Origin of the sequence: Xanthomonas sp. AM6, from assembly GCF_025665335.1 — a bacterium.
In the GTDB taxonomy this organism is placed as follows: domain Bacteria; phylum Pseudomonadota; class Gammaproteobacteria; order Xanthomonadales; family Xanthomonadaceae; genus Xanthomonas_A.
The window spans coordinates 2,405,523-2,428,130 of record NZ_CP106869.1 but is presented as its reverse complement, the minus strand read 5'-3'; the positions used below and the strand labels follow the sequence as shown (position 1 = coordinate 2,428,130).

8 protein-coding genes are annotated in these 22,608 nt (G+C 63.1%); 3 read left to right on the top strand and 5 right to left on the bottom strand.

Features of this window, described 5'->3' with window-relative positions; translation table 11 throughout:
* The first annotated feature begins 403 nt into the window (after nucleotides 1–403).
* The gene (locus OCJ37_RS10135) at nucleotides 404–1,183 is read left to right on the top strand and encodes a hypothetical protein (protein WP_263113504.1); all 780 of its coding nucleotides are present in this window, start codon (nucleotides 404–406) and stop codon (nucleotides 1,181–1,183) included.
* A 329-nt stretch (nucleotides 1,184–1,512) separates the two neighbouring features.
* Here OCJ37_RS10135 and OCJ37_RS10130 read toward each other — a convergent pair whose 3' ends face one another.
* Complete coding sequence (locus OCJ37_RS10130; RefSeq protein ID WP_263113503.1) at nucleotides 1,513–2,304, bottom strand: single-stranded DNA-binding protein; 792 nt, start codon at nucleotides 2,302–2,304, stop codon at nucleotides 1,513–1,515.
* A 1,001-nt stretch (nucleotides 2,305–3,305) separates the two neighbouring features.
* Between OCJ37_RS10130 and OCJ37_RS10125 the strand changes: the two genes are divergently transcribed.
* Both OCJ37_RS10125 and OCJ37_RS10120 read left to right on the top strand, forming a co-directional pair.
* On the top strand, nucleotides 3,306–10,373 hold the full coding sequence (locus OCJ37_RS10125; RefSeq protein WP_263113502.1) for a SpvB/TcaC N-terminal domain-containing protein: 7,068 nt from the start codon (nucleotides 3,306–3,308) through the stop codon (nucleotides 10,371–10,373).
* Between the two features lie 63 nt (nucleotides 10,374–10,436).
* A complete protein-coding gene (locus OCJ37_RS10120) occupies nucleotides 10,437–18,464 on the top strand; it encodes a Tc toxin subunit A-related protein (protein WP_263113501.1) in 8,028 nt (2,675 codons plus the stop codon).
* 47 nt (nucleotides 18,465–18,511) lie between these two features.
* Here the strand turns inward: OCJ37_RS10120 and OCJ37_RS10115 are convergent, their stop codons facing one another.
* Genes OCJ37_RS10115 through OCJ37_RS10100 form a run of 4 tightly spaced genes read right to left on the bottom strand, consistent with a single transcriptional unit; the run spans nucleotide 18,512 to nucleotide 22,528 of the window.
* A complete protein-coding gene (locus OCJ37_RS10115) occupies nucleotides 18,512–18,853 on the bottom strand; it encodes a hypothetical protein (RefSeq protein WP_263113500.1) in 342 nt (113 codons plus the stop codon).
* Nucleotides 18,850–20,418: a Hint domain-containing protein gene (locus OCJ37_RS10110; protein ID WP_263113499.1), complete on the bottom strand. Its 1,569-nt coding sequence runs from the start codon at nucleotides 20,416–20,418 to the stop codon at nucleotides 18,850–18,852. Before OCJ37_RS10110 ends, OCJ37_RS10115 begins: the two co-directional genes overlap by 4 nt.
* A complete protein-coding gene (locus tag OCJ37_RS10105; protein ID WP_263113498.1) occupies nucleotides 20,415–20,753 on the bottom strand; it encodes a hypothetical protein in 339 nt (112 codons plus the stop codon). Before OCJ37_RS10105 ends, OCJ37_RS10110 begins: the two co-directional genes overlap by 4 nt.
* On the bottom strand, nucleotides 20,750–22,528 hold the full coding sequence (locus tag OCJ37_RS10100; protein WP_263113497.1) for a hypothetical protein: 1,779 nt from the start codon (nucleotides 22,526–22,528) through the stop codon (nucleotides 20,750–20,752). The genes OCJ37_RS10105 and OCJ37_RS10100 overlap by 4 nt, the downstream gene beginning before the upstream one ends.
* Between the last annotated feature and the right edge of the window lie 80 nt (nucleotides 22,529–22,608).

Below are 22,608 nucleotides of genomic sequence, written 5' to 3'. Positions count from 1 at the left end.
CATCTTCATAATCGACCTGGCTGGATCTTAGGCGGCACACGACTGGCCAACAAGCCGTCGCAAACCGGACCTGGATTCGCCGCCGCGCCACCTAGCGGGACGTCGGCCTGGGGTCGAAAGCTGCCCCACCCTATCCATGATAAGTCTGCCAAGTCGCCAGCTCCGATCGCGCCTAGTTCAAGTCAAAAGACCTCGCCACTAGCAAGGCGGCTTGATCCTTTGTGCTCCAGCCCAGCATCATGCAGGCAGACAGGGGAGGCATGGACTTCGACAAATTGTTTGAACAGTCCAGTGACTTGGCCTTGGCCGGTTTACGCATATTAGGTGGGCATCACAAATTTGAGTATCTAGAAGTCAGTCGGGAAGCCGCTAAAGGTTATGCCCACTTCTACGTCTACTGCGCATGCACTACCTCCTCCTGCTGTGCATCGTTGTGCCCCTTGCGTGGGGATCGGCATCGATCATACCCATCTTCGTCCGGGCATATGACTTCTTTCCTGGGCTTACAGCAGCGCTGCTACTGGTCTTCCTGTGTACATCCTTCTGGGGCACAGCGACCGCCTATCTCATCGACTTGCTGAACTCGCACCATCGTCGTAACAACGAGTTCCTTCGCAACTTCTACAAACTGCTCTATGAAGACCTCGGCGTCATGCTGGTGCTCGCTGCCCTGCTGTGGGGCATCTTCTGGGCTGCCAAGCCGGCCTATAGCCTATCCAACATCGACATCGCCTGCTTAGGGTTGCCCCTGTACATCTATGCAATCTCATCCATTGCGAAGGCGAAAGACCCAAGCGGCATCCTGAAGGTCACACTTGGCTACAGGGCTATTCTGATCGCGCTTCCGTCGGTCCTTCTACTAGCCTCCTGCATCGCGCTCGTGCAGATCTATTCTGGGCGGGTTCCAGCGCTCGGCTCACTCTGGATTCAGTTGAGCATCCTGGCAGGTGGCTTCTCTACGTACGTCAGTTCCAAGCAGTTTGCGTACTATGCGCATCACCGACGCATCACGGCCTCTCCGACGCTCGGCCGCATGTTTCGCAAGCTTCGCGGTGGAAAGCCCGGCATATACGACCTTGCGATACAAGCCTCAGAGCGGTTTGAAGAAGGCCTGAAGATCAAAACAGCTCAGCGCGCCGCGGAGGCCAGACGTACGGCAGGCAAGAAGACGAAGAAGCGTTAGCAGCGTGCAATACACAAGGCAGCGGTTTGCATTCGACACTAGAGTTGCGACGCAATCGCCAGAGCAGGCATGAGTTGATCAGCGACGGCATCGGGTCGGAAGTCGCTCTCCCTACACCCGATAGACCTCCCTTATCTCCCGCGTCCGCAATGCCTGCTCTCCGCGAGGCTTGCAGCATATTTATTAGGCATCTTCAGAGCATCAAGTCCGACAAGGAGCGTCATTCGCCTAGGCGACGGCACGCACGCGACACGTCACTGAATCGGGGCGCCGATCGCTTGTTTCACGCGGCCACTGCACGCATACCCCAACTTGGCTAGTAAAGGCGGTTAATAGCCGGGACTCCCTTTCCAGTTACGCACCCGTACTTTGAAGCCTGGACCCACCCCTCTCTCTTCGGACGCTTCGAACAGACCGCGCTGGGGTCCCTCGGGCTCGGAAGGGTTCATCTGGATCTGATCAAGATACATCTTGTAACGCAGGCGCAGGCGCCCCCACTCGTCGACCATGATGGAGCGACTCGAGATTGTGTGCATTCCGCGGGGATAAGGTTGAACCTGCTCACCAACCGTCTCGTCCGGGACCTGGATCCGCACTCGGTCGCGGGACCCGGGCTTTACTAAGAACGCCCATTGCTCCCGGATGGTGAACGGTCGCCCAGCCTTCGTGATCAGCACGCGCTCGGTGACGGTCAGGTCCTCAACTTCGATCAGCGCTTTATCAGCGCGCTGGGCGACGTACGACGCGTGCGATAAGTGAATCCAGTGCCTATTCTCTGGGTTCTCCAGCACTTCGCGTCGAAATGTTGCGGGATCGGCTACGGCTTCATCATCCAAACCCGAGAGATCGATTTCAATCGCATCGACACCGTTGGTGGCTAACAGACTACGCTTGGGCTCGTCCACAGCGTGTCGAACGCGAACCTCGAAGCAGAGCACATTGAACTCGATCTCCGAGGCCATTCCATGCACGAGGACGTCAGGCCGGGTGGCCCCGTCGAGCAGAGGTACCTCTAGCCCAGCGTTCACGATTACCAGCGGCTCCGGCTCAATAACAACATCGCCGCTAGCCCAACGCGGCAGCAGAACTGCATCTGCGGTGGCCAGCACGTCCTTAGCCATCCGGTGTACGGCCGTTTCATAACCACCTGGGCATGAGGATGCGCGCACATGCTGAAAATGCCGGACGCGGCGTCGTCCGGGAAAATCCCGGTTACGCGCAACAAGCGCTTGTCCGCACTCCGGACACGTGCACTTGCACTCCAAGCCAAATGCGACATCGGACACGAAGACAAGTCGCCCGTCCTTCATTCCGAAGGGGACGGTAAGCTTGCGAGGCGCGCGTGTGGACACTAGGAACCCTCAGGCGATGATCATGCGAATTGGAGGACCAAGCCAAACTACCAAACCATGATCTCATGTCGTGCGACGCCGGAGTCCTCTATTGGCAACAAGACGGTCTAAGCCTTGATGAGTGGCAAGTCATCTATGGGTAGGCCAATTGATGGACTGGCGTGGGCTGGTCCGGGCCACCAACTCACACCGCGCCGTCTGCGTTGAGTTGAGAGTGGCCCTTCCCTACCCCCCGATAACGCACCCTAATCCTCTCCTCTGTTCGCCCTCGAATACAGCCTCCGGCACGTCGGCGGTGGTAATGCGGATCTGGCGATTGGTCGCGAGACACTGATCGAGGGCGCCGCCGAACAGCAAAATCCAGGCCGGGTCCTTCAAATTGTCTACAAGCCTACCGTCAGCTTCGTCCGCAGTTTGTAGCCGACTTCAAGGCGCAGAGCCTGCGAACCCTTGGCTAGCTAGCCAGCTCATGTTTCACCAGCGCTCACAAGCGCAAACCTTTGAATCTTTGGGATCTAGAAGACGATCAATGGATCGCCAAGGTCAACGCGACTGCGACAGGAATAGCACGTCGGACGACTGTTGCGCTGACGTCGGACTGACACATCGATAGCGACCGGCGTTGACATTTCCCGGACCATCCGTTTGAGGACTTCCCCGATTTAAATTCCATGCTATGGTCCAGCGCACGGCAAAAAAAGCTGCCGCGGGGGCGTCCGGTTACGCCAAGGGCGTCGGGGTCGTAGTTGTTGTCAGGCAGGGAACGCCAGATGGCAAGCGCAATCGAATTACCCAAACTCTCCACTCCCAGCGGCGGAGGCGCTGTTCGGGGGATGGGCGAGAGTTACACCGCAGACGATTTCACCGGAGCGGCAACGTTCCGGATACCCATCCCTGCCTCCACGTGCCGCGAAGTCACGCCATCGCTCACACTGGGATATGCCAGCGGCGGCGGCAATGGGCCCTTCGGCTTGGGATTCGATCTCGCCCTGCCCCGAATCTCGCGTCGTACCGATGCGAGCATCCCACGCTACGACGACACCGACGAGTTCATGGCAGATGGCGAGGTGCTGGTACCGACGCTGGCGCAAGTCGGGAGCCAGTGGCAGCCAGTCATCCATCGTCGTTCCGAACACGGCATCGACTATCAGGTATTGCGCTTCCGCAAGCGCGTGGATGGCGATGGAACGCGTTTCGAACGATGGCGCCGGCTCAGCGACAACGATGAACATTGGCGTATCGCCAGTGCGGACGGCAGTGTGGCCGTGCTGGGACTTGATGCTTGCGCGCGCATCGCGGATCCGGCGGCACCTTCGCGCGTGCTGGCCTGGTTGATCGAGCGCTCGTTGACGGCCTTGGGAGACCGCGTTGAGTATCGCTACAAGGCTGAGGACGGCGTCAATATACCCTCACTGCCCAGCAACGCCGGGCGCGACCATACCGCGAATCGCTATATCGCTGAGATTCGCTATGGCGCCTACGCCGATGGCCTGGGTGGACTGGCCTACGCGATGCGTCTGCTGTTCGATTACGGCGAGTACGACATCCGGGTCGGCAATCTCGATCCGTACACGCCGGTACGCGCTTGGCCCGCACGACCGGACCCATTCTCCAGCTATCGCAGTGGATTCGAGGTACGCACCTACCGGCTATGCCGAGGCGTGCTGATGTTTCATGCATTGCCCGAACTTGGTGCGCAGCCTTGCCTGGTCGGGGCGACCGTGTTCGAGCACGCCGTGCAGGATGGAGTGTCGGTGCTGAGCCGCGCGGTGCAGCGCGGCTACCGCCGCTCTTCGGGGGGAGAGTACACGATGCTGGAAGTGCCGGGCGTGAGCCTGGACTACCAGCGATTCGAGCCGGCACAACAGGCGTTCCAGCCGGTAGCGCCGGCGCGCGGCGCGTTTCCGGCCCCGTTGTCGCAGGGCGAACTGATCGTCGCCGACTTGTTGGGCGAAGGATTGCCCGGTCTGCTTTTCAGCACACCGTCGGCCTGCCAGTTCTGGCGCAACCTGGGTGATGGCCGCTTCGCCGCGGCGCTGACGCCGCAGGCAATGCCGGTGCAGCGCGATGTCTCTGCCGGACGACAGTTGCTCACCAGCCTGCAGGGCAATGGCCAGCTGGATTGCGTGGTGGCGGAAGGCAGCCAAGCCGGCTACTACCGGTACGAGCGGGATTCGGGCTGGAGCGCGTTCCAGTCCTTCCCGCAATGGGCACCCGAAGCGGCTACGGCTGCAGCCCAATATGTGGACCTTGGCGGCACCGGCCTGGCCGATCTCCTGGTGATGCGGGGGAAATCGCTGCGCCGCTATCCCGGCAGGGGCGAGGAAGGTTATGGCGACCCGGTGGAGCTGGTTCTGCAGGAAGGCGTGCCTGATCCACGAACAGCGTCGCAGAGGGAGTTCATCGATTTCGCCGACCTCGTGGGCGACGGTGGCGCGCACATCGTACGCATTCGCGACGGCAGCGTGGAGTGCTGGCCCAGCCTTGGCTACGGCCGGTTCGGCGAGCGTGTGCTGTTCGACGGGGCACCCGGTTTCCCGGGTGGATTCGACGCCGCGCGACTGCGCCTGGCGGACGTCAGCGGTTCCGGTGGTGCGGACCTGGTCTATTTCGGCGAACGACAGGTCTACATCTACCTCAACCAGGCGGGCGACGGATTCGCCGCGCCGGTGGTGGTCGAGTTGCCTGCGCCCTATTCGCAGCTCAGCTATGCGGGCAGCGCAGATCTGCTCGGCGGTGGCAGCCATGACCTGCTGCTGGGAACCTCCACGCAAGGGCAATGGCTGATCGACTTCACCGGTGGGCGCAAGCCCTGGCTGCTGTCGGCCGTTCGTAGCGATCTGGGGGCCAGCACCGAACTGACCTACGGCACGTCGAGTCAGTTCGCCCTGGCCGATGCCCTCGCCGGCCGGCCGTGGCCTTGCACGTTGCCGTTTCCGGTCCAGGTGGTGACCTGCGTCACCAGCACGGAGCCGTTTTCCGATTGCAGCCAGACCCTACGAATGGCGTATCACGACGGCTACTACGACCCGGTTGCCAAATCGTTCCGCGGATTCGGCCATGTCGAGCGCTGGACCGAGCAGACCGTTGGCGGTCAGTCCTTCGCACCCTCGGCTTTTACCAGGACCTGGTACGACACCGGTGCCTTCGTTGGTGGCGACTCGCTGACCCTGCAATACCTGCGGGATTACTGGCACGGCGTGGCGGGCCGGCAACCGGCGCCGCCTGACAGCGCCATCCAGACCCTGTCCTCCCTGGCCGATGCCTCGCTGCTGCGCGTCGCCCATCGTGCGCTGAAGGGGCAACCGCTGCGCAGCGAAAGTTACGGCCTGGATGGCGGTCCATTGGAAGGCGTGCCGTTCACCGTGGAGAGCAATAGCTACACCGTGTGCGAAGTGCAACCGGGGAGCGGCGATCACGACGCGGTGTTCCAGGTGGCGGCGCGCGAAATCGTCACCGCGGTATACGAACGCGACGCGCAGGACCCGCGCATCAGCCAGCAGTTCACTCTGGAGGTGGATGCTTACGGCCATGTACTGCTTGCGGTTGACGTGGCCAACATGCGTGGCAATACCGCCACGGGCGCATCGCCCTCCTCCGCCTGGCCCGCGTTCCAGACCCAGGCGCTGGTGACCGCACAGCAGTCGGGTTTTGCAGCGCCGGTGGAGCACGATGGCGCGTTCGTCGTGCCGGCGCTCGAGCAAGTCGCCTACCAATTGGGTCAGGTCGAACCCGCCACCGGCGGCTGGCTGGATTTCGATGCGGTACGCGAACGCACGCGGACGGCGCTGCAGAACATCCTTCCACCGGAGCAGGCCTTCTCCGGGGCCCAACCCCAGGCGCGACTGCGCCTGGACACTAGGCAGATCTACTGGGACGCAGCGCGAGCGCAACCGCTGCCATTCGGCACCGCAGCCTGGCCTGCGCTGCTGCATCATGCGGTCACCACGCGCTTCAGCGCCGGCATGGTGACGCAGACCTACGGCAATCGCCTGAGCGCGCAACAACTTCAGGACGAAGGCTTCCTGCAGCTCGATGGCGACTACTGGTGGGCACCGGGCAACATCACTCAATACACCGATGCGACGCAGTTCTATCGGCCCATCAGCGCGACCGATGCGGCCGGCAACAGCGTGAGTGTGGCCTATGACGCGTACGCATTGCTGCCCGTCACCATCACCAATGCCGACGGCACCGCGCTGGCCGTACCGGACTACCAGACGCTGCAGACCGCGACGCTGACCGACGTCAATGGCGTCATCGACCAAATCCTGCCCGATGCGCTGGGCCGCGTGATCGTGGCCACCCGCTTTCACGCGCCCGCGGGTGGCACGCGCCAGGGCGACGGCGACATCGGGAGCTATGTCCCGAAGGCTGCGACCAGCATCGACCAGGTACTGACCGACCCTGCGGCCTACCTGCAGCAGATGACCGGCTACTTCTACTACGACTACCGCGCGGGCAGCGGTCAGCCGCCGGTGGTGTTCAGCGTGGCCCGTCAACTGCATGTCAGCCAGCTGGCGCCAGGACAGACCACGGTACTGAAGCTGATGGCGAGCTATAGCGATTCGCTCGGCCGAAGCCTGGAAACCAAGACGCAGGTCGAAGCGGCGGCCTGCGGCCGCGGTCAGGACGCCTGGATCTCCAACGATCTGGTGCAGCTGGACATGCAGGGGCAGGCGGTGAAACGCTGGCTGCCGCGCTTTACCGACGCGGTGGCGTTCACCGCAGACCGGGACGGCTGGTACGACACCGATTGGCGCGACGCACAGGGCCGCGTCGTGGAGACGCTAACGGCCAAGGGGTTCATCGCGCGCAGCGTCTATCGTGCCTGGACCGGTGAGCAGTGGGACTTGGACGATACGGTACTCACCTCGCCTTACTACCTGGCCCATATCGGCGACACTTCGCCGGCGTTCGCCGACGAGCGTCGGGCGCTCGAACAGGCCGCGTTTTTCGCAGGCACTTACCTGACGCGATGGCTGGATCCGCTGGGTCGCGTGGTCGACCTGGAGCAGCGTAACCGCAGCACGGATGCGCCGCAGATCCAGTCGATGGTGACCACCAGCGTGCTCGATCTGGATGGACGCACGCTGGCGCTGGCCGACCCGCGTTTCAGTGCGCGCAACGCGACTGGCGGCACTCCGATCTGGAACATCGTCAGTGGTTACGATCTGGCCGGCAATACGATGTCGCTCGACAGCATGGATTCGGGCGCGCGCATCGTTTTCAACGATGCCCTGGGACGCCTGGCGCATCAGTGGGACGGCCGAGGCGTGCATTCGCGCCGCGACTACGACGCCATGAACCGGCTCACGCAGGTCTATGTGGATGGCGCGCAGGGGCTGCAGCAGGTCGTGGAACGCCTGAGCTACGGCACCGACGCGGCGACCAACTCGATTGGCCGGCGCATCGAACTGCGCGATTCGGCCGGCGTGCTCGGCGACGGCCCCTTCGATCTTGGGGGGAAACCGACGAGTAGCCGTTTCGAACTGCGCGTGGACTACGTGGAGGAGGTCGACTGGTCACCAGGCAAGACGGTCGCGCTCGAGCCGCCGCGCACCACGCAGAGCGAGCGCAACGCCTTCGGGCAATTGATCGACAAGATCTGCGCCGATGGCAGTCGCCAGCAGAGCGGCTACTACGCGAACGGCTGGCTCGCATCCAGCAACCTGACCCTGGCCGGGGCTTCGGCCCCCAGCCAGGTAGTGACACAGGCGGTCTACTCGCCGGAGGGCAAGCGCGCATCGGCGCTGCTGGGTACCGACGTGCTGGCGGTTCGTGGCTACGAGGACAGCACCGGCCGCCTGCTTGCCATCGACATTTCGCGTCGAAGCGACAGCAAGGCCCTGCAACGGATCGCATATACCTACGACCCGGTAGGCAACGTCACCTGCGCCGAGGACGCCACCGTGCCACTGGTGTTCTGCAACCAGTCCCAGATCGGGCCGCGCCAGGATTATGGTTACGATGCGATCTACCGATTGCTGCAGGCCACGGGCCGCGAGAACCCGGCCATCGGCGCGACCACCTACCGCACCGGCTTCAAGCAGAGCGCGTATCTCCCGCTGTGTCCGCAGAATCCCTCCGACGGCACCAAGCTGGTGCCCTACCTGGAGCGCTACAGGTACGACGACTCGGGCAATCTCGTGCAGCTCGAGCATACGACACCGCAGTCGACCCTATCGTGGACACGCGGATACGCGGTTTCGCAGACCTCCAACCGCGTGGTGCTCGACGCCGACGCCGTCGATCCCGATCCGGATGCGGCCTACGATGCCAACGGCAACATGGTGGATTTCGAGCATCTGCGCTCAATGGACTGGGACTGGCGCAACAAGCCGCGATGCGCGGTACTGATCGCCCGCAGTGGCGGCGACGACGATGCTCAGTACTACATCTACAACAGCGCCGGCCAGCGTGTGCGCCGCGTCACCCAGCGTCTCACCGCCGGTGGCCTGCAGGTGGAGGACAAGGTCTATCTGGATGGATGCGAGCTGGTCCGCACCCTGCCCACATCCGGCATAGCCGAGGTCGCGCGTACCGGCATTTCCGTAGGTGACGGCGGAGCTCGCCTGCTGACGGCTTTCTATTGGCCCGCCAGCGATGGACGCTCGCCGCAATGGCGCTTCCAGCTCGCCACGGTCACCGGTTCGTCGGCGCTTGAGGTGGAAGCCGACGGCTCGGTGATCAGTTACGAGGAGTACTTCCCTTACGGCGGCACGGCCATCATCGCCGGCAATTCGCAGACCGAGGTAAAGCTCAAGGACTACCGCTTCTGCGGCAAGGAGTGCGACGACGCTACCGGGCTGTACTACTTCGGCGATCGTTACTACGTGACCTGGCTGGCGCGTTGGCTCAGCCCCGATCCCAACGGGCCGATCGACAGCCCCAACCTTTACCAGTACGTCGGGTGCAATCCCTTGTCGTGGGTCGATCCCAGCGGCGGCTGCAAGGCCAAGATCGCCTTGCCGCAGCCCGGCACGACGGTGGCGTTCAGCACTTTCGAGGCGAACTACCGTTACCTGACCCAGAGTGAATCCGGTTCCTACCAGCAACTGGCGCAGGACATCCACGACTACGTGCACATGTCCCAACCCGGCGCGATCAAGTACTACGACTCCCGCTTATCGCCGCAACTCGAATTGCGCGTGCTGTCGATGTTCGAGAAATTCAAGCCGCTGCACATCGCGTCCAACCCGGAACTGCTGGATGTGTTCCGTACCGCGCAGGAAAACGCTGGCGTGGATGATGATACCGGTGGGATCTCGTCCTACACGAAGATGCGCTCGCCACATTTCACCAGAGCGATGAACGACACCGAGATGGGGGACGTCGTCGCTTCGGACGATTTCTATCGGACGGTGGAGCTGCACCATGGTGCGAAAAAACAGTTCCTGCCCGAATTCGCCACCAATGCCAGCAACCTGTGGGCGGTCTCGCGTGGAGGAAGCAGCTACGGCGTAGTGGGTCAGCACGAGGGTGCGTTCCACACGGTCGGCGCGGCCAAATTCGGGAACATCTATACGACCGAAATTGGCGCCTACACGGGCCTGATGCTGCATTGGCAAGGCTTACGCACGCTGCCCGGCCCCGACCCGCTGGACGCTCTCAAGCCACCGCCTCCGCCCACGCCTTCGGTCCTGGTACCGACGCTACCGAGCTTCCAGTCGTTGTGGGAATCGATTCCTTCTTCATCGTTCTTGCAGCCGGTGGTTCAGCCCTACTTGCCCCCGTGGCAGCCGATGTCGTTGTGGTCGCCACCTCCACCGACGTTCGCCTTCAACTTCAACCCGTCGGGCGGCTTCGGTCACCCGCCGGTCAGCAACGGCTGGTAGCTCGGCCGATCGACCTGCATCGCTCGGCCTCCCCTTCCTCTGCTCCATGCAACGAGGTTCGTCATGCTCGACTCCTCTGTCCCCGGCAGTCCCGTTGCCGCACGTCGGCCCGCCACACAGTCACGTTTTCGCGTGACGCTCGCCGATGTGTCCAGCGCCGATCCCGTGCTGGCTTCGCTGCCCGTTGGCAAGTCCGGTCAACACCTGCTCGCGCTGAACCTCTGGGACCGCGATACCCTGACCACACTGGGACTGGACGGTGAAGAGCATGAAGTCGCTCGGGCGTCGCTGCATCACTATCAGCGCATGGCCCGCATGGGTGTCGCGCCCGGCCGGGCCGATATTCTGAAAGCGCGCGGCCTGACCAGTGCGCACCACATTGCATCGCTGCCGCGTCGCCGCTTCATCTGCGAATACGCCGACTGCCTGGGCTCTGCCGATGAGGCCGCTCAGGTCCACGACGAAGCCCGCAGCATCCAGACCCGCGTGACCCACGCTTGGGCGCGGCTGCGCGACCAGTTGGCGCCGCACGTGCGCGACAACCGTTACCTGCGGCCCGGCGACGACCTGGTCGGTGCAGTGGCCGAGTTGCCCAGTTACATCGAGCTGTTCGGCACGCTGGACTACATGAAAGTGCCCGAGTACCAGTCCGTGCTGGGACCGTCGGCGTATTTCGTCGACCTGATGCGCGTGGTCGAGGAAACCATCGTTGCCGAAAATCCCGCCATCGACAATGAGTACAAGCTCATCACGCGGCGGCCGGACATGTTCAGCACGCTACTGACCGGCGCGAACGCGCTCGATCCGGTGCCCAAGATCGACATCGTCAACGCGGTCATCTCCAAGCGCCTGAGCGGCACTCTGGGCGCCGATGCCGACTATGCGATCGCGACCCGTGTGTTTCCGTTCTTCCTGCCGCAGAACCTGCACCTGCTCGGCCTACGCGCTACGCTGAAGATCGACGGTCAGTCGCTCGCCACAGTGTACGAGGAGTTTCTGGCCGTGGATGGCGGCGCTAACGAAATGCCCAAGCCCATCGATGTGGCCTGCGAGCTGCTGGGCCTCAGCAAGGAACAGCGCGCCATCGTCGTCACGCCGGATACCACCTCAGGTACGCTGTCCCAGTATTACGGCCTACCCTCTGGATCCGGTGATCCCTCCCCCATCGCGCTCGCGACCGATCTGGGGAGCGTGTCGGTCATCCAGGGCCAACTGGGCCTGACCGGCGCCGGATTCACCGACGCGGTCGTCGGCTGGGTAGTGAATGCAGGCGGCACATTGCGCGTCATCAACAACGTCGACAGCGCGACCGAGATGAGCGTGGACACGCCCTGGCCCGCAACCCAGACCGGCGTCGCCGCGCAGGCCTACCCGCCCCAGAGCGTGGCGCAACTGGCTGTGTTCTCGAAAGTCACGGGGATGGACACGCCAGGCGTGTATACCCTGCTGAAGCAGGACCTGAGCCCCCTGGAAATCGCAAACGGCCTAGCTGGCCGCTTCTACATCAACGCGACGAACGAGGGCGCACCCGTCGCCGTGCTCAGCGACCTTTCCGATGCGAACTACAGCCTGGACCTGCTCACCGGGCTGAGCGTGGACCGCCTGGATCGCATCAACCGCTTCCTGCGGCTGGCAGCGGCCTGTCGCTGGGTTCTGGCCGACCTCGACTGGGCCCTCGCCTGCGCGGCACGCGGCACGCTGGATGAAGCCGCCCTGCCCCAGCTTGCCTCGCTGTCTCGCCTGATGGAGCGCCTTGCTCTGCCGCTGGACGAAGCCTGCGGTCTGTTCGCAACGGTCAAGACCTACGGTCGCGGCAACGACGTCCGACCGACCGACTTGTTCGATCGGGTGTTCAACACCACACGCGTGCTGGAAGACGGCGCGCCGTATCGCCCGAAGTACGCCGACAATCCGTTGTTCACCTCCGCCCCCATCGAATGGTCGCCGAACGCCGATGACGTCGCCAGCCGTCGGGTGCTCGCCTGGCTGGCGGGTGCGCTGCGACTGAACGAAGCCGACTTGCGTCTGCTGGCTGCTCGCGTCGGCGGACCGGCGCCGATTACGCTCGACGTGCCGATGCTGTCGCGCTTCTACGCCTTGGCGCGGTTGACGCGCGCACTCAAGCTGAAGCTGCCCTCGTTGATGCAGGCTATCGATCTGCTAGGCGATGGCATTCCCAACAGCCTGGAAAGCGTGGTCGCGCTGGTCGCGTTCAAGGATGCCGCGGACCAGGCCGGTCTGTCCCTGGACGACATCGGTTACATCATCGACGGCCCCGTACTGGGCAAACTTCCGGGTGCCTTGGATCCGCAGACGATTCCGTCCTTTCTCGTCACCCTGCGCACCCTGGGCAAGAGCTGGTTGCTGGGACGGCAGTCGTTCGTGTTCGACAACATCGATTTGGAGCGATCAACCGATCTGTTCAAGGCGTTCCTTGCCCTGGGCAGCATCGACGCCGACGGCGTCGTGTTGCTGTCCAGCTCACCGGATTTCAGCGCGGTGGCACCGCGGTTCCCCGTCACGGCGAAGATGTTGCAGATCCTACCCCTCACTGAAGCCGACGCCACCCTGGCCCACGCCGAATTGAGTACCCACGACATCCTCGCCAATAGCGTACTGACCGCGGAAGTGACGCGCCAAACCGATCTGTCGTTCCTCTTCCCGGGAGATCCCAAGCGCCACTCGAAGATCGATGCCGTACAGGACGTCCTTCTGCAGGTCAGCAGCGACATCGTGCACACGGCGGCGGTCATTGGCGATGCGCTGAGCGAGCAGTTGCTGGGAATCTACACGCAACTGTCCCTGCTCTTCGAGGACAAGGTCGAGATGGCCCAGGCAGTGACTTCCCTCACCCTGGGCGAACTGGGCGTACCGCAGCAACTGCTGCTGACGCCGCCGGCAGATATCGCCGCTGTGGTCGATGCGCTGGTCAACGCCGATCGCCTGGCCTACGCGGCAAGCAAGTTGGGCATCAATGCGCAGGATATGGGCACCGCCTGTCTCATCCCGGGCGCGTTCGGCTTCGTCGATCTCGCCCATCCCAACCTGAAGGACGTGTACCTGCTAGACACGTACGCGCGACTGATCAAGGCTTTCTCGACCACCGGGTTCATGATCGCCGGCTATCTGCTTGCGCCGTTGCAGCCCCCATACGTAAAGCTGCAGGCCTTGCAGGTAGTCACTGGTTGGCCGGTCGCGCAATCCGCGGCATTGATCGCGGCGCTGTGGGGCGGCAACGAAGGCTTCAACAACCTGCGCGGTCTCGATCGCATGCGCCTGTGCTTCAACCGTGCGAGCAGTGCCGGAGTGGAGCTAGAGTCCATGCTGGCCCTGGCACTCAGTGCCGGGTACGCCAGACTTCCGCTGCCCACCTTTTCGAAAGGCGATGCCACGGTCTGGAGCCGATGGGCCAACTTGGCGCAGGCCGCACTGGACATGCTCAAGGCCAAGTACGGGAACGCGGCCTGGGCGGAGATGTCGCGACCGGCCCATGAGGCGGTGGCCGAGCACCGTCGCAATGCGCTCGTGGCCCTGGCAGTGCTGTTGCTGCAACCGGACGTGCCGATGGCCGATTCGCCACGCGGCCTGAGCGAATACCTGCTGATGGACGTGGAATCGTGCAGTTGCAATACCACCACGCCCATCCTGGAATTGACCTTGGCCGCGCAGATGTACCTGCAGCGCTGCCGCATGGCGCTGGAGCCGGGAGTGACCAGCGCCGAAATCTCGGACCTCACCTGGAGCTGGCTGTCCAGTTATCGCGTGTGGGAAGCCAATCGCAAGGTCTTCCTCTACCCGGAGAGCTACATCGATCCGACGCTGCGGCGCTCCCGTACTCCACTGTTTTCTGCGCTGCTCGACCAGTTGCAGCAGGGCGAGATCACCGACGCGGCGGTGACCAATGCCTTCACCCAGTATCTGACCTCGCTGGACGAACTGGCCAAGTTGCAGACGGTGGGGTCGGTCTACTGCACGGCGCCTGATCCGGATACCGGCGAACAGGTTGACCAGCTGATCATGGTCGGCCGCACATCGGACGAGCCGTTCGGCTACTACCTGCGGACGATGGAGGATGGCGCGGTCTGGTCCGCCTGGCACAAGGTCGACCTCAAGATTCCCGCGCCCAACGTCACCCCGGTCCACGCCTTCGGCCGCCTGTTCCTGTTCTGGGTCGAGACGGAAGAGGCCAGCGTCGGCCTGCTGGAAGGCACCTCGCAGGCGAACGTCAGCAGCTTGCGCGGCTCGATTCGTTACTCGTACCAGCGCCTGGACAAGACCTGGACGGCACCGCAGCCGGTGCTTTCGGGCATCGTCTTCGATGCCATGCCCGACACCTACGCAACTTCACTGGTCAATCCGAGCAGCGACGATCCGCTGACAGGGATCGACGTCGGCCAACCATACTGGTACCGGCCTTACGTCACCGTGGTGCCGGGCGAAGCCGGCATGCCAGAACGCCTCGTGGTAACGTTCGGCAATGCCTATGCGGCGCAGACGACGTCGTCGCTGAGCCCGCCAGGCACCGATCCTGCCGCTGATCGCGCGCAGCTCAATCGCAGCGTGTACAACGCCTCCCTGGTCGCCAATGCGGTGCCGGCCGGCACCCGTGGCTCGGTGCAGCTGCTGCCGGTGGCCGTGCTCGACGACACCCTGGACATCACCGAAGCGTGGGCCTTCTTCGGGAACTACACCCAGGGGACGCAGCCCTTCGGCGCCACGGCATACCAGAACACGTTCCGGCTCATTCCCAGCCAGAACGTGCTGATCGACAACATGCTGTCGGCAGGCTCGGACTACTACGATCGCGTATATGCCGGCGGTGTGACCACCACGTGCCTCTACAGCCTGTCCCGACAGGCGCAGGTGATCGGCGTGGCCAACCTGCCAGGCTGGTGGGTTTTCGACAATGGCGATGAGGCGTTCCTCGCGGTAACCACCGAGGTCACGCTCAAGCAGATCGAGAAGATCGTCAGCCTGGCGCCCAACGGCCTGACCCTGAGCGACGGTCCGGACGAGGTTTCCCTGACGTGTGCGGCCTTCACGGATGATTCCATCAATGTGCAGGATGCCGTGGTGCAGTTCACCCGTTTGAGCACCGGCGCCGTTGGGCACATGAACCGCGCGCTCTTCACCGGCGGTATCGAGGCCCTGCTGTCCAATGCCACGCAGATCGCGCCGGGGTCCGGCGCGTTGTGCTTCACCCGCTTCTACAGCTCTACGCCGACCATCACCGCAACCTGCGACCCGCAAGGCGACGGCGGGCCGCCTCCGCCCAACACGATTCCGCCGGACGTGCTCTGCGGTGGTCAGGTCGATTTCAGAGGAGCGTATCGACCGTACTTCGAGGAAGTCTTCTTCCACATTCCGTTCCTGCTCGCGTCGATGCTCAGCGCCAACCAGCGTTTCGCCGAGGCCCAGCGCTGGTACGACTTCGTATTCGACCCCACCGCGGCGGTGCAGAATCCGGATGCGTCCCAGCCGGCCGTGTTCTGGCAATTCCAGCCTTTCCGCGAAGACACGTCGCTGCCGTCGCTCACCCAGGAGCTCTCGGACAACGTGGCGATACTGCGCTGGAACAAGCATCCCTTCGACCCCTATTCAGTGGCGGACCTGCGTCCGAGTGCCTTCAGAAAGACGATGGTGATGCACTACATCGACAACCTGCTGGATTGGGGCGATGCGCAATTCGCGCAGGATACGCGGGAATCACTCAACCAGGCGCTGCTGCTGTATCTGATGGCCTATGACCTGCTTGGGCCCAAGCCACGCGAACGCGGCGCCATGCCCACGCCGGCGCCCATCAATTTCCAGAACATCCTGGACACCTACGGCGACGATATCCCGCAATTCCTGATCGATCTGGAGACTGCATTGCCAGTCGCGCCAGCGGCCAAGTTCCAGTACAACCCGGCCCCGTTCAATCTGATGCAGACCTATTTCGGTGTTGGAGAGAACGCCGATCTGGTCGCCTACTGGTCGCGCATCGAAGACCGGCTTTACAAGCTGCGCAACTGCATGAATCTGGCCGGCATGGTGCGACAGCTACCGTTCTACCAGCCGCCCATCGACCCCAACGCCCTGGTGGCGGCTGTGGCAAGAAACGGTGGCCAACTGCCGGAGGTGGTGGACCACAGCCCGGCGGCCGCGCCGAACTATCGCTTCCGCACCATGCTCGAGCGCGCAAAGTCGTTGACGCAGACTTTGATCGGCTTCGGTGGCGCGCTGTTGTCGGCCCTGGAGAAGAAGGACGCAGAGGCGCTGGCGTTGCTGCAGAACATGCAGGAGCGCGCCGTTCTCAATCTCACTACGCAGATGAAGGAGCAGCAGGTCGTCGATGCCGAGCAGTCCCTTGCCGGATCGCGCACGTCTTACGCTTCGGCGGTCTATCGCCAGAACTACTACGCGAACCTCGTCGATGATGGCCTGTCGGCAGCTGAGGAAGTCAATATCGCCATGATGGCGTTGGCCAACGTATTCCAGACGCAGTCCGGCGTCATGCGGGCGATGTCGAGCGCGGCGCATCTGGTACCGAACGTAGGCTCGCCGTTTGCCATGACCTACGGCGGCATCCAGATCGGATTCGCCTTCGATGCTGCCTCGGCCATCTTCGACACGGTTTCGCGCAATTTCGACTTCGCCTCGGCCCTGAGTTCCGTACTGGCCGGCTACCAGCGACGCAGCCAGGAATGGTCGCTGCAGGCGCAGTTGGCCGGCTATGAGGCCGGCCAGCAGCAGAGCCAGATCGCAGCGGCGCAGGCACGCGTGGCGATGGCCCAGCGCGACCTGCAATTGAACACCCTGCAGATCACCCACGCCGATGACACCCAACGCTTCCTTCTGGACAAGTTCACCAGCGCGGAGTTGTACAACTGGATGTCCACCCGCCTGTCCATGCTGTACTTCCAGACTTACAAGCTCGCCTTCGATCTGGCGATGGCGGCTCAGCGGGCCTACCAGTACGAAATGGACAGCAATGCCACCTTTGTCGACTTCCGCTACTGGGACAGTGGGCGTAAGGGCCTGCTGGCGGGCGAAGGCCTGCTGTTGGGGTTGAGCCAGATGGAGAGCAGCTTCCTGTCCGGCAACACGCGTCGGTTGAGCATCAGCAAGACCATTTCGCTGCGCGATCTGGACCCCAAGGCTCTGCTCGACCTGCAGAACACCGGCACGTGCGCCTTTGGGTTGAGCGAACTGCTGTTCGACCTGGATTACCCCGGGCACTACTGCCGCAAGATCCAGAGCCTGAAAGTCACCGTTCCATCGGTTGTGGGGCCTTACCAGGATCTGCATGGTCTGTTGACCCAGACCGGCAATACGATCCTGATCACGGACGATAAGTTCGCGGTAGCGTTCCTGCTTGGCGAGGAGACTGCCGCCCCGGTCGATAGCGCATTGCGATTGAATTGGCGCAGCCAGCAGCAGATCGCGATCTCCCGTGCGGTTGACGACAATGGTGTCGGCGTCGAATCCGGCGAGGACCGCTATGCCCCCTTCGAAGGTACCGGAGCGGTGTCGCAGTGGCAGCTGGAGATGCCCCAGCGCACGAACGGCTTCGACCTGTCAACGATCTCGGATGTGATCATCCAGATCGACTACACCGCGTTGACGGGTGGCCGGGAGTTTCGGGATGCCGTGATCGAAAAGCTCCCCAGCGAGATCGTCGGCGCGCGTCTGCTGGAGCTGAGCCAGTGCACGAGCGCATGGTACGCCTTCATGAATCCCGCCGCGGACGATGCGGCGCAGACGTTGCAGTTCCGCGTGCCGCGCAATCTTTTCCCGTTCAACCTCGATGGGCCGGTGGCGCTCTCGGGCGCCTATCTGCAACTGGTGGTGACGAACACCGTGTTTGTTGGACCCATGCCGGTCACGTTGTCTGTGCCGGGCGTGATCAACCCGCTCCCGCTGACCTTTCCGAAAGACAACATGTCGGTGGCCACCGCGTTTGATGCGGAACTGGATGCGACGGCGAACTGGATGCTGCAGGTACAGCGGGCCGACATCCCGAACGAACTGAAGCTGGGGAACCGCCTGGATCCGGCCAAGCTGGTAGGGATCTACCTGCTGCTGACATTCAGCGGGGATGCGGTATGACTATCTGACGCCCCCTCCCCTTGCGGGAGGGCGGCGTCCAGGCCGGATCAGGGATACGGAATGCCAACTGGGGCCGAGCTCAATGCATCCTTGGGACGGCCGCGAATGATCGGCTCCACCACGACGTTGTATACGCCGTCGGGCTCACAGGTGAAGTCGACCTGGTCGCTCGTCGCCTTGGGATCGCCGATCTGGAAGTTGTTGAGCCTGCTGGCGCCCGTAATGATGCCGATGACGAACCCCTCGCCACCGGTGTAGTTCACTGCTTCCCAGCTCACGGTGACGAGGTCGGCCTCGTACGAGGTCGACGTGATCACCATCGGCTTGTCCGCAACCGCGCCGCCACGCGGGGCGCTTCGGGCATCGCTGGCTGTGTCGTTATGACTCATGGATGCTGCTCCTTTGCTTCCGACTTCGCTTTGGTCAGTGCGGCCTTCATCGCGCCGTCGCCGACCAGGATGCCCCCGGCGTAGTAAGTCGATCCCTGCGTCTGCGACACCTGGGCCGGGGTCAGAACCAGATCGTAAACCTGCAATGGAGTGGGCAGCAGCTGGGCCACGATGCGGGTGACGCGGGATGTTCCGCTGCTGATGGTCAGCTCATCGCCCAATCGCACGTCTTGTGCCTGGACGATGCCGCGCTGAGTCGGGATCGCGTGGCTGGTGCTGACCTGCACGCTTTGGCCGCTGGCCAGCGTGAGCGTCACGGATTCCTCGCGCGTGCCCGATGCGATCGCGGCGAGCGTCAGGTTGCCCCCCTGGCTCTTGAGCTTGTCCCGCACCTTCAACTGTTCCACCACGCGGGTGGCGCCTGTCGCAAGCGTGACCTTCGAGCCCTTGGCGAGGCATCCGGCAACCACCTGAACCGACGGAATCTCGCGAGTGGTCACAGTGTCGCCATCGACCACGCTGCTCACGGTGGCCCAGGCGGGTTTGCCCTGGACGCTCACCGAAATGACCAGCGAGAAGCTGTACGCACCCGCAGCAATCGCGCAACCGTTGTCGAAACGCAGCGGGTCGAACGACCAGCTCAGCGTCTTTCGATCGACCTTGGTGCCCGGATCGCTGAAGAAGTCCTCACCCAACTCGACGAAGCGGCATGGCGAGGATCCATCCGGTGCCAGCATCACCAGCGTCGCACTGGCGTTGCTGGGCTTGCCTGTGCCATCGACGTCGATGTCCCCGTCGAAGAGCGTCGAACCGATGACCGGCAATCGCAGCGCGGAGGGCGAGTCGACAGCCGCAAGCACGAAATTGCAGGCCGGCGCAGGCGCCCCCACGGCGGTGGCGCGATCGATGCAGACCTGCACGTCCGTATTGCCGGGTGCGGCACTGTTGAGCGCAGGCGCCCGGTTATCGACTTTGGTCGGATAGCTGGCAGTATCGCCGCTGACGTAGTACACCTGGTGCGAGCCGTCCTTGTAGAGCACGCTCGCGCTGGCCAGCGCGTTGAGCGGCATTCGCTGCGGATTGGCACCCTTGGGTGCATTCAGTACCGCCGATGGGCGATCGGTGACTTCGGTCGTACCGCTGGTCACGACAGTGCCGTCCGAATCGGTGACGAGCAGCGTCAGCGTGATCTTGTAGACGTCGGCATTCGACGCATACAGGGCGCCACTGGACACACTCTCGCCTGCGTCATCGCTGCCGAAGCCGAGCAGCGTGAACACCTGACTGCTGCTGGCCTTGCTTTCATCGGCAACCGGGGTTCTGCGATTGGAGCCCGACCATTGATACAGCGGGCTGTCCTCCTTCACACCGGCGCGTCGCAAGAGATCGTGATAGATGCGTCGCTTCGCTGGATCATCCAGATCGAGCGGACGTGCGCGAGGGGCTGCTTCCAGCCCGCTGCGGTTATTCGCCGCGTACGCTTGCGACGACGCCCAGGGCGCCACCGCCAGCAGGGCCGCCACCGCGACGGTGACGACCCGCAGACTGCCTTTCCACGGGGTCATTTCGAGCTCCCTTGCGATGCCATCGTGGATGGATACGGGATCGATACCACGTTGCTCTGGTTCGGTACGTCCGGAAACCCGGGACGCAAGAGCGGCGTCACCCAGGTTTCGTACACGTCGCCGGCCTTGAGCAGGACGCCGAACGCCTTGGAGACGGCGCCGGGGTCATTGACCGGCACGTTGTTCATGCCAACGCCGACCTGCAGCAGCGTCACGATGTAACCGGTGAGGTTGGCCGCCGTGAAAGGTTGCCATTTCACCGTGACCTCCGAGCCGTCGTAACTCGCCGAGGTGATCACCATCGGCGAGGTATCGTCCTTGCGCGCGCCGCTCATGGCTTCACCGGGGCGGACTGTTCCTTTACCCAGTGATCGAAGTCCGCATGCCACGCGGACGGCACGCGGCTGCGCAACTGGACATGGTTGCCGGCGTGGCTGGCTTTGGAGATCGCACGGGCCAGTTCGCCCTGGACGGCAGCATCCCCCACCAGCAGGGAGCCGGCAAAGAAGGCAGCCTGGTCGCGTTGGGAAATGAAGGCACCATTGCCGTCGACCACGCCCAGGTTGTAGACGTTGAACGCCTTCGGCGCCTGTCGCGTCGAGACCGCGGTCAACGTCGTCCCACCTTCGGGGCCGTAGACCGAATCCCCCACCTTCAACTCGCGCGCCTGGACCATGCCACGACCCGTCGCCACCGGATGCAATGGGGTCAGCCGCACGCGCTTGCCGGCGCTGTCGGTCAATTCCACGGACTGGGTATCCCATCCGTTCGTGCGCCACTCGACGACGACCGGCTTGCCATCCCGGCCGCGCAGCCGATCACCACGCCGTACCGCTTCCACGGGCTTGGCGGTGCCATCGGCCATCAGGATCGGCGTGCCTTCGACAATGCAGCCGTATTGAAGCTGCATGTCCTTGGTGACGAGTGTCGATACCGTTGGCTTGGTGTTGGGCGCGTTGGTGATCGTCGCCCACACCGGCACCTTGTTGATGTTGAGCATCAACGCCAGCGTCAGCGTGTAATACTCGTTGTTCTGCCAGCACACGGTTCCGAAGTTGGCCGGCTCCAGGTCCCAGGTGATCGTGTTCCCGTTGACCTTGGTTTTCGGGTCGTTCATGAACGACTCGCCGATGTCCACCAGCTTGCAATTGCCCCCGGTGGTGCGGCCGGTGAGCGAAAGCGACACGCTGTAGCTGCCCTTTGCCGGCTTGCCGGTGTTCGGATCGACGTCGATGTTACCGAAATACTGCACCGAACCCTTGAAGGGTAACTTGATGTTCGGCGGCATGCGGCCAGGATCGGTAGGACCGTAATCGCAGGCGGTCGGGGCCGACGGGTCCGGATTGGCCCGGTTGAGGCAGATCACGATGTTGGTGTTGGTCGTCGTGACGACCGGCTTGTCGTTGTTGATCTGCTTGGGGTAATAGCCACCGGAAATGGCGGCATAGACCGGGCCGTAAGGCTTGCCGGTGCTGTCTTCGCCGAGATAGACGCCCAGCGCATCGATCGGACCGCCCGTCTTGTTCTCGCCCTGCCCGCTGTCCACGGCCATGTCGCGGCCGCCGTCCCATTCCTCGGCGAGGTTGCTCTTGATCACCTCGTTCCGGTCATCAGTGACCGTGACCATGGTGTTGGAGTAATGCGAGCCATTGAACATGGTGCTGAATGCGGTGGAATCGATGGTCTTCCAGTCGTTGGTACCGATATTCAGCACGGCATAGTCGTTGAGGGGGGAATCGGTGTTGGCGAAGGCGCTGCTTCGCAGTGAAAGCGACGGCAGTGGCTTGCCCTTCGCGCTCAGGGACTGTTGGGATTTCTTTATGTGCTCGAGCGTGCTGTACAGGTGGGGGCGGTTATCGGGAGTTAGGCCATTGAGCCGCAGCAGAGCGCGATACGCTCGCTCATATGCGGGATTGGACAGATCCATCAATGCAGCCTCGCCATGCTTCGGCGCGCTGTCGATCAGATGTTTCAGGTCTCTCGACTCCTGCGCCGTCAATGCGGCCGGATTGCCAGCGTGAGCGCCGGCGGTGACGAAGCCCAGAAGTGCCAGGCCGAAGATACGATTCCATCTCCAGAACATACCCTTTTCTCCTTGGTAAGTGACCATGGCTCGGGGATCTTTGAGGCGTGTAAAGGACGCGCAGGACCGGTGAACCGTGACCGGTACCGTTGTGCCAATGCAATGCA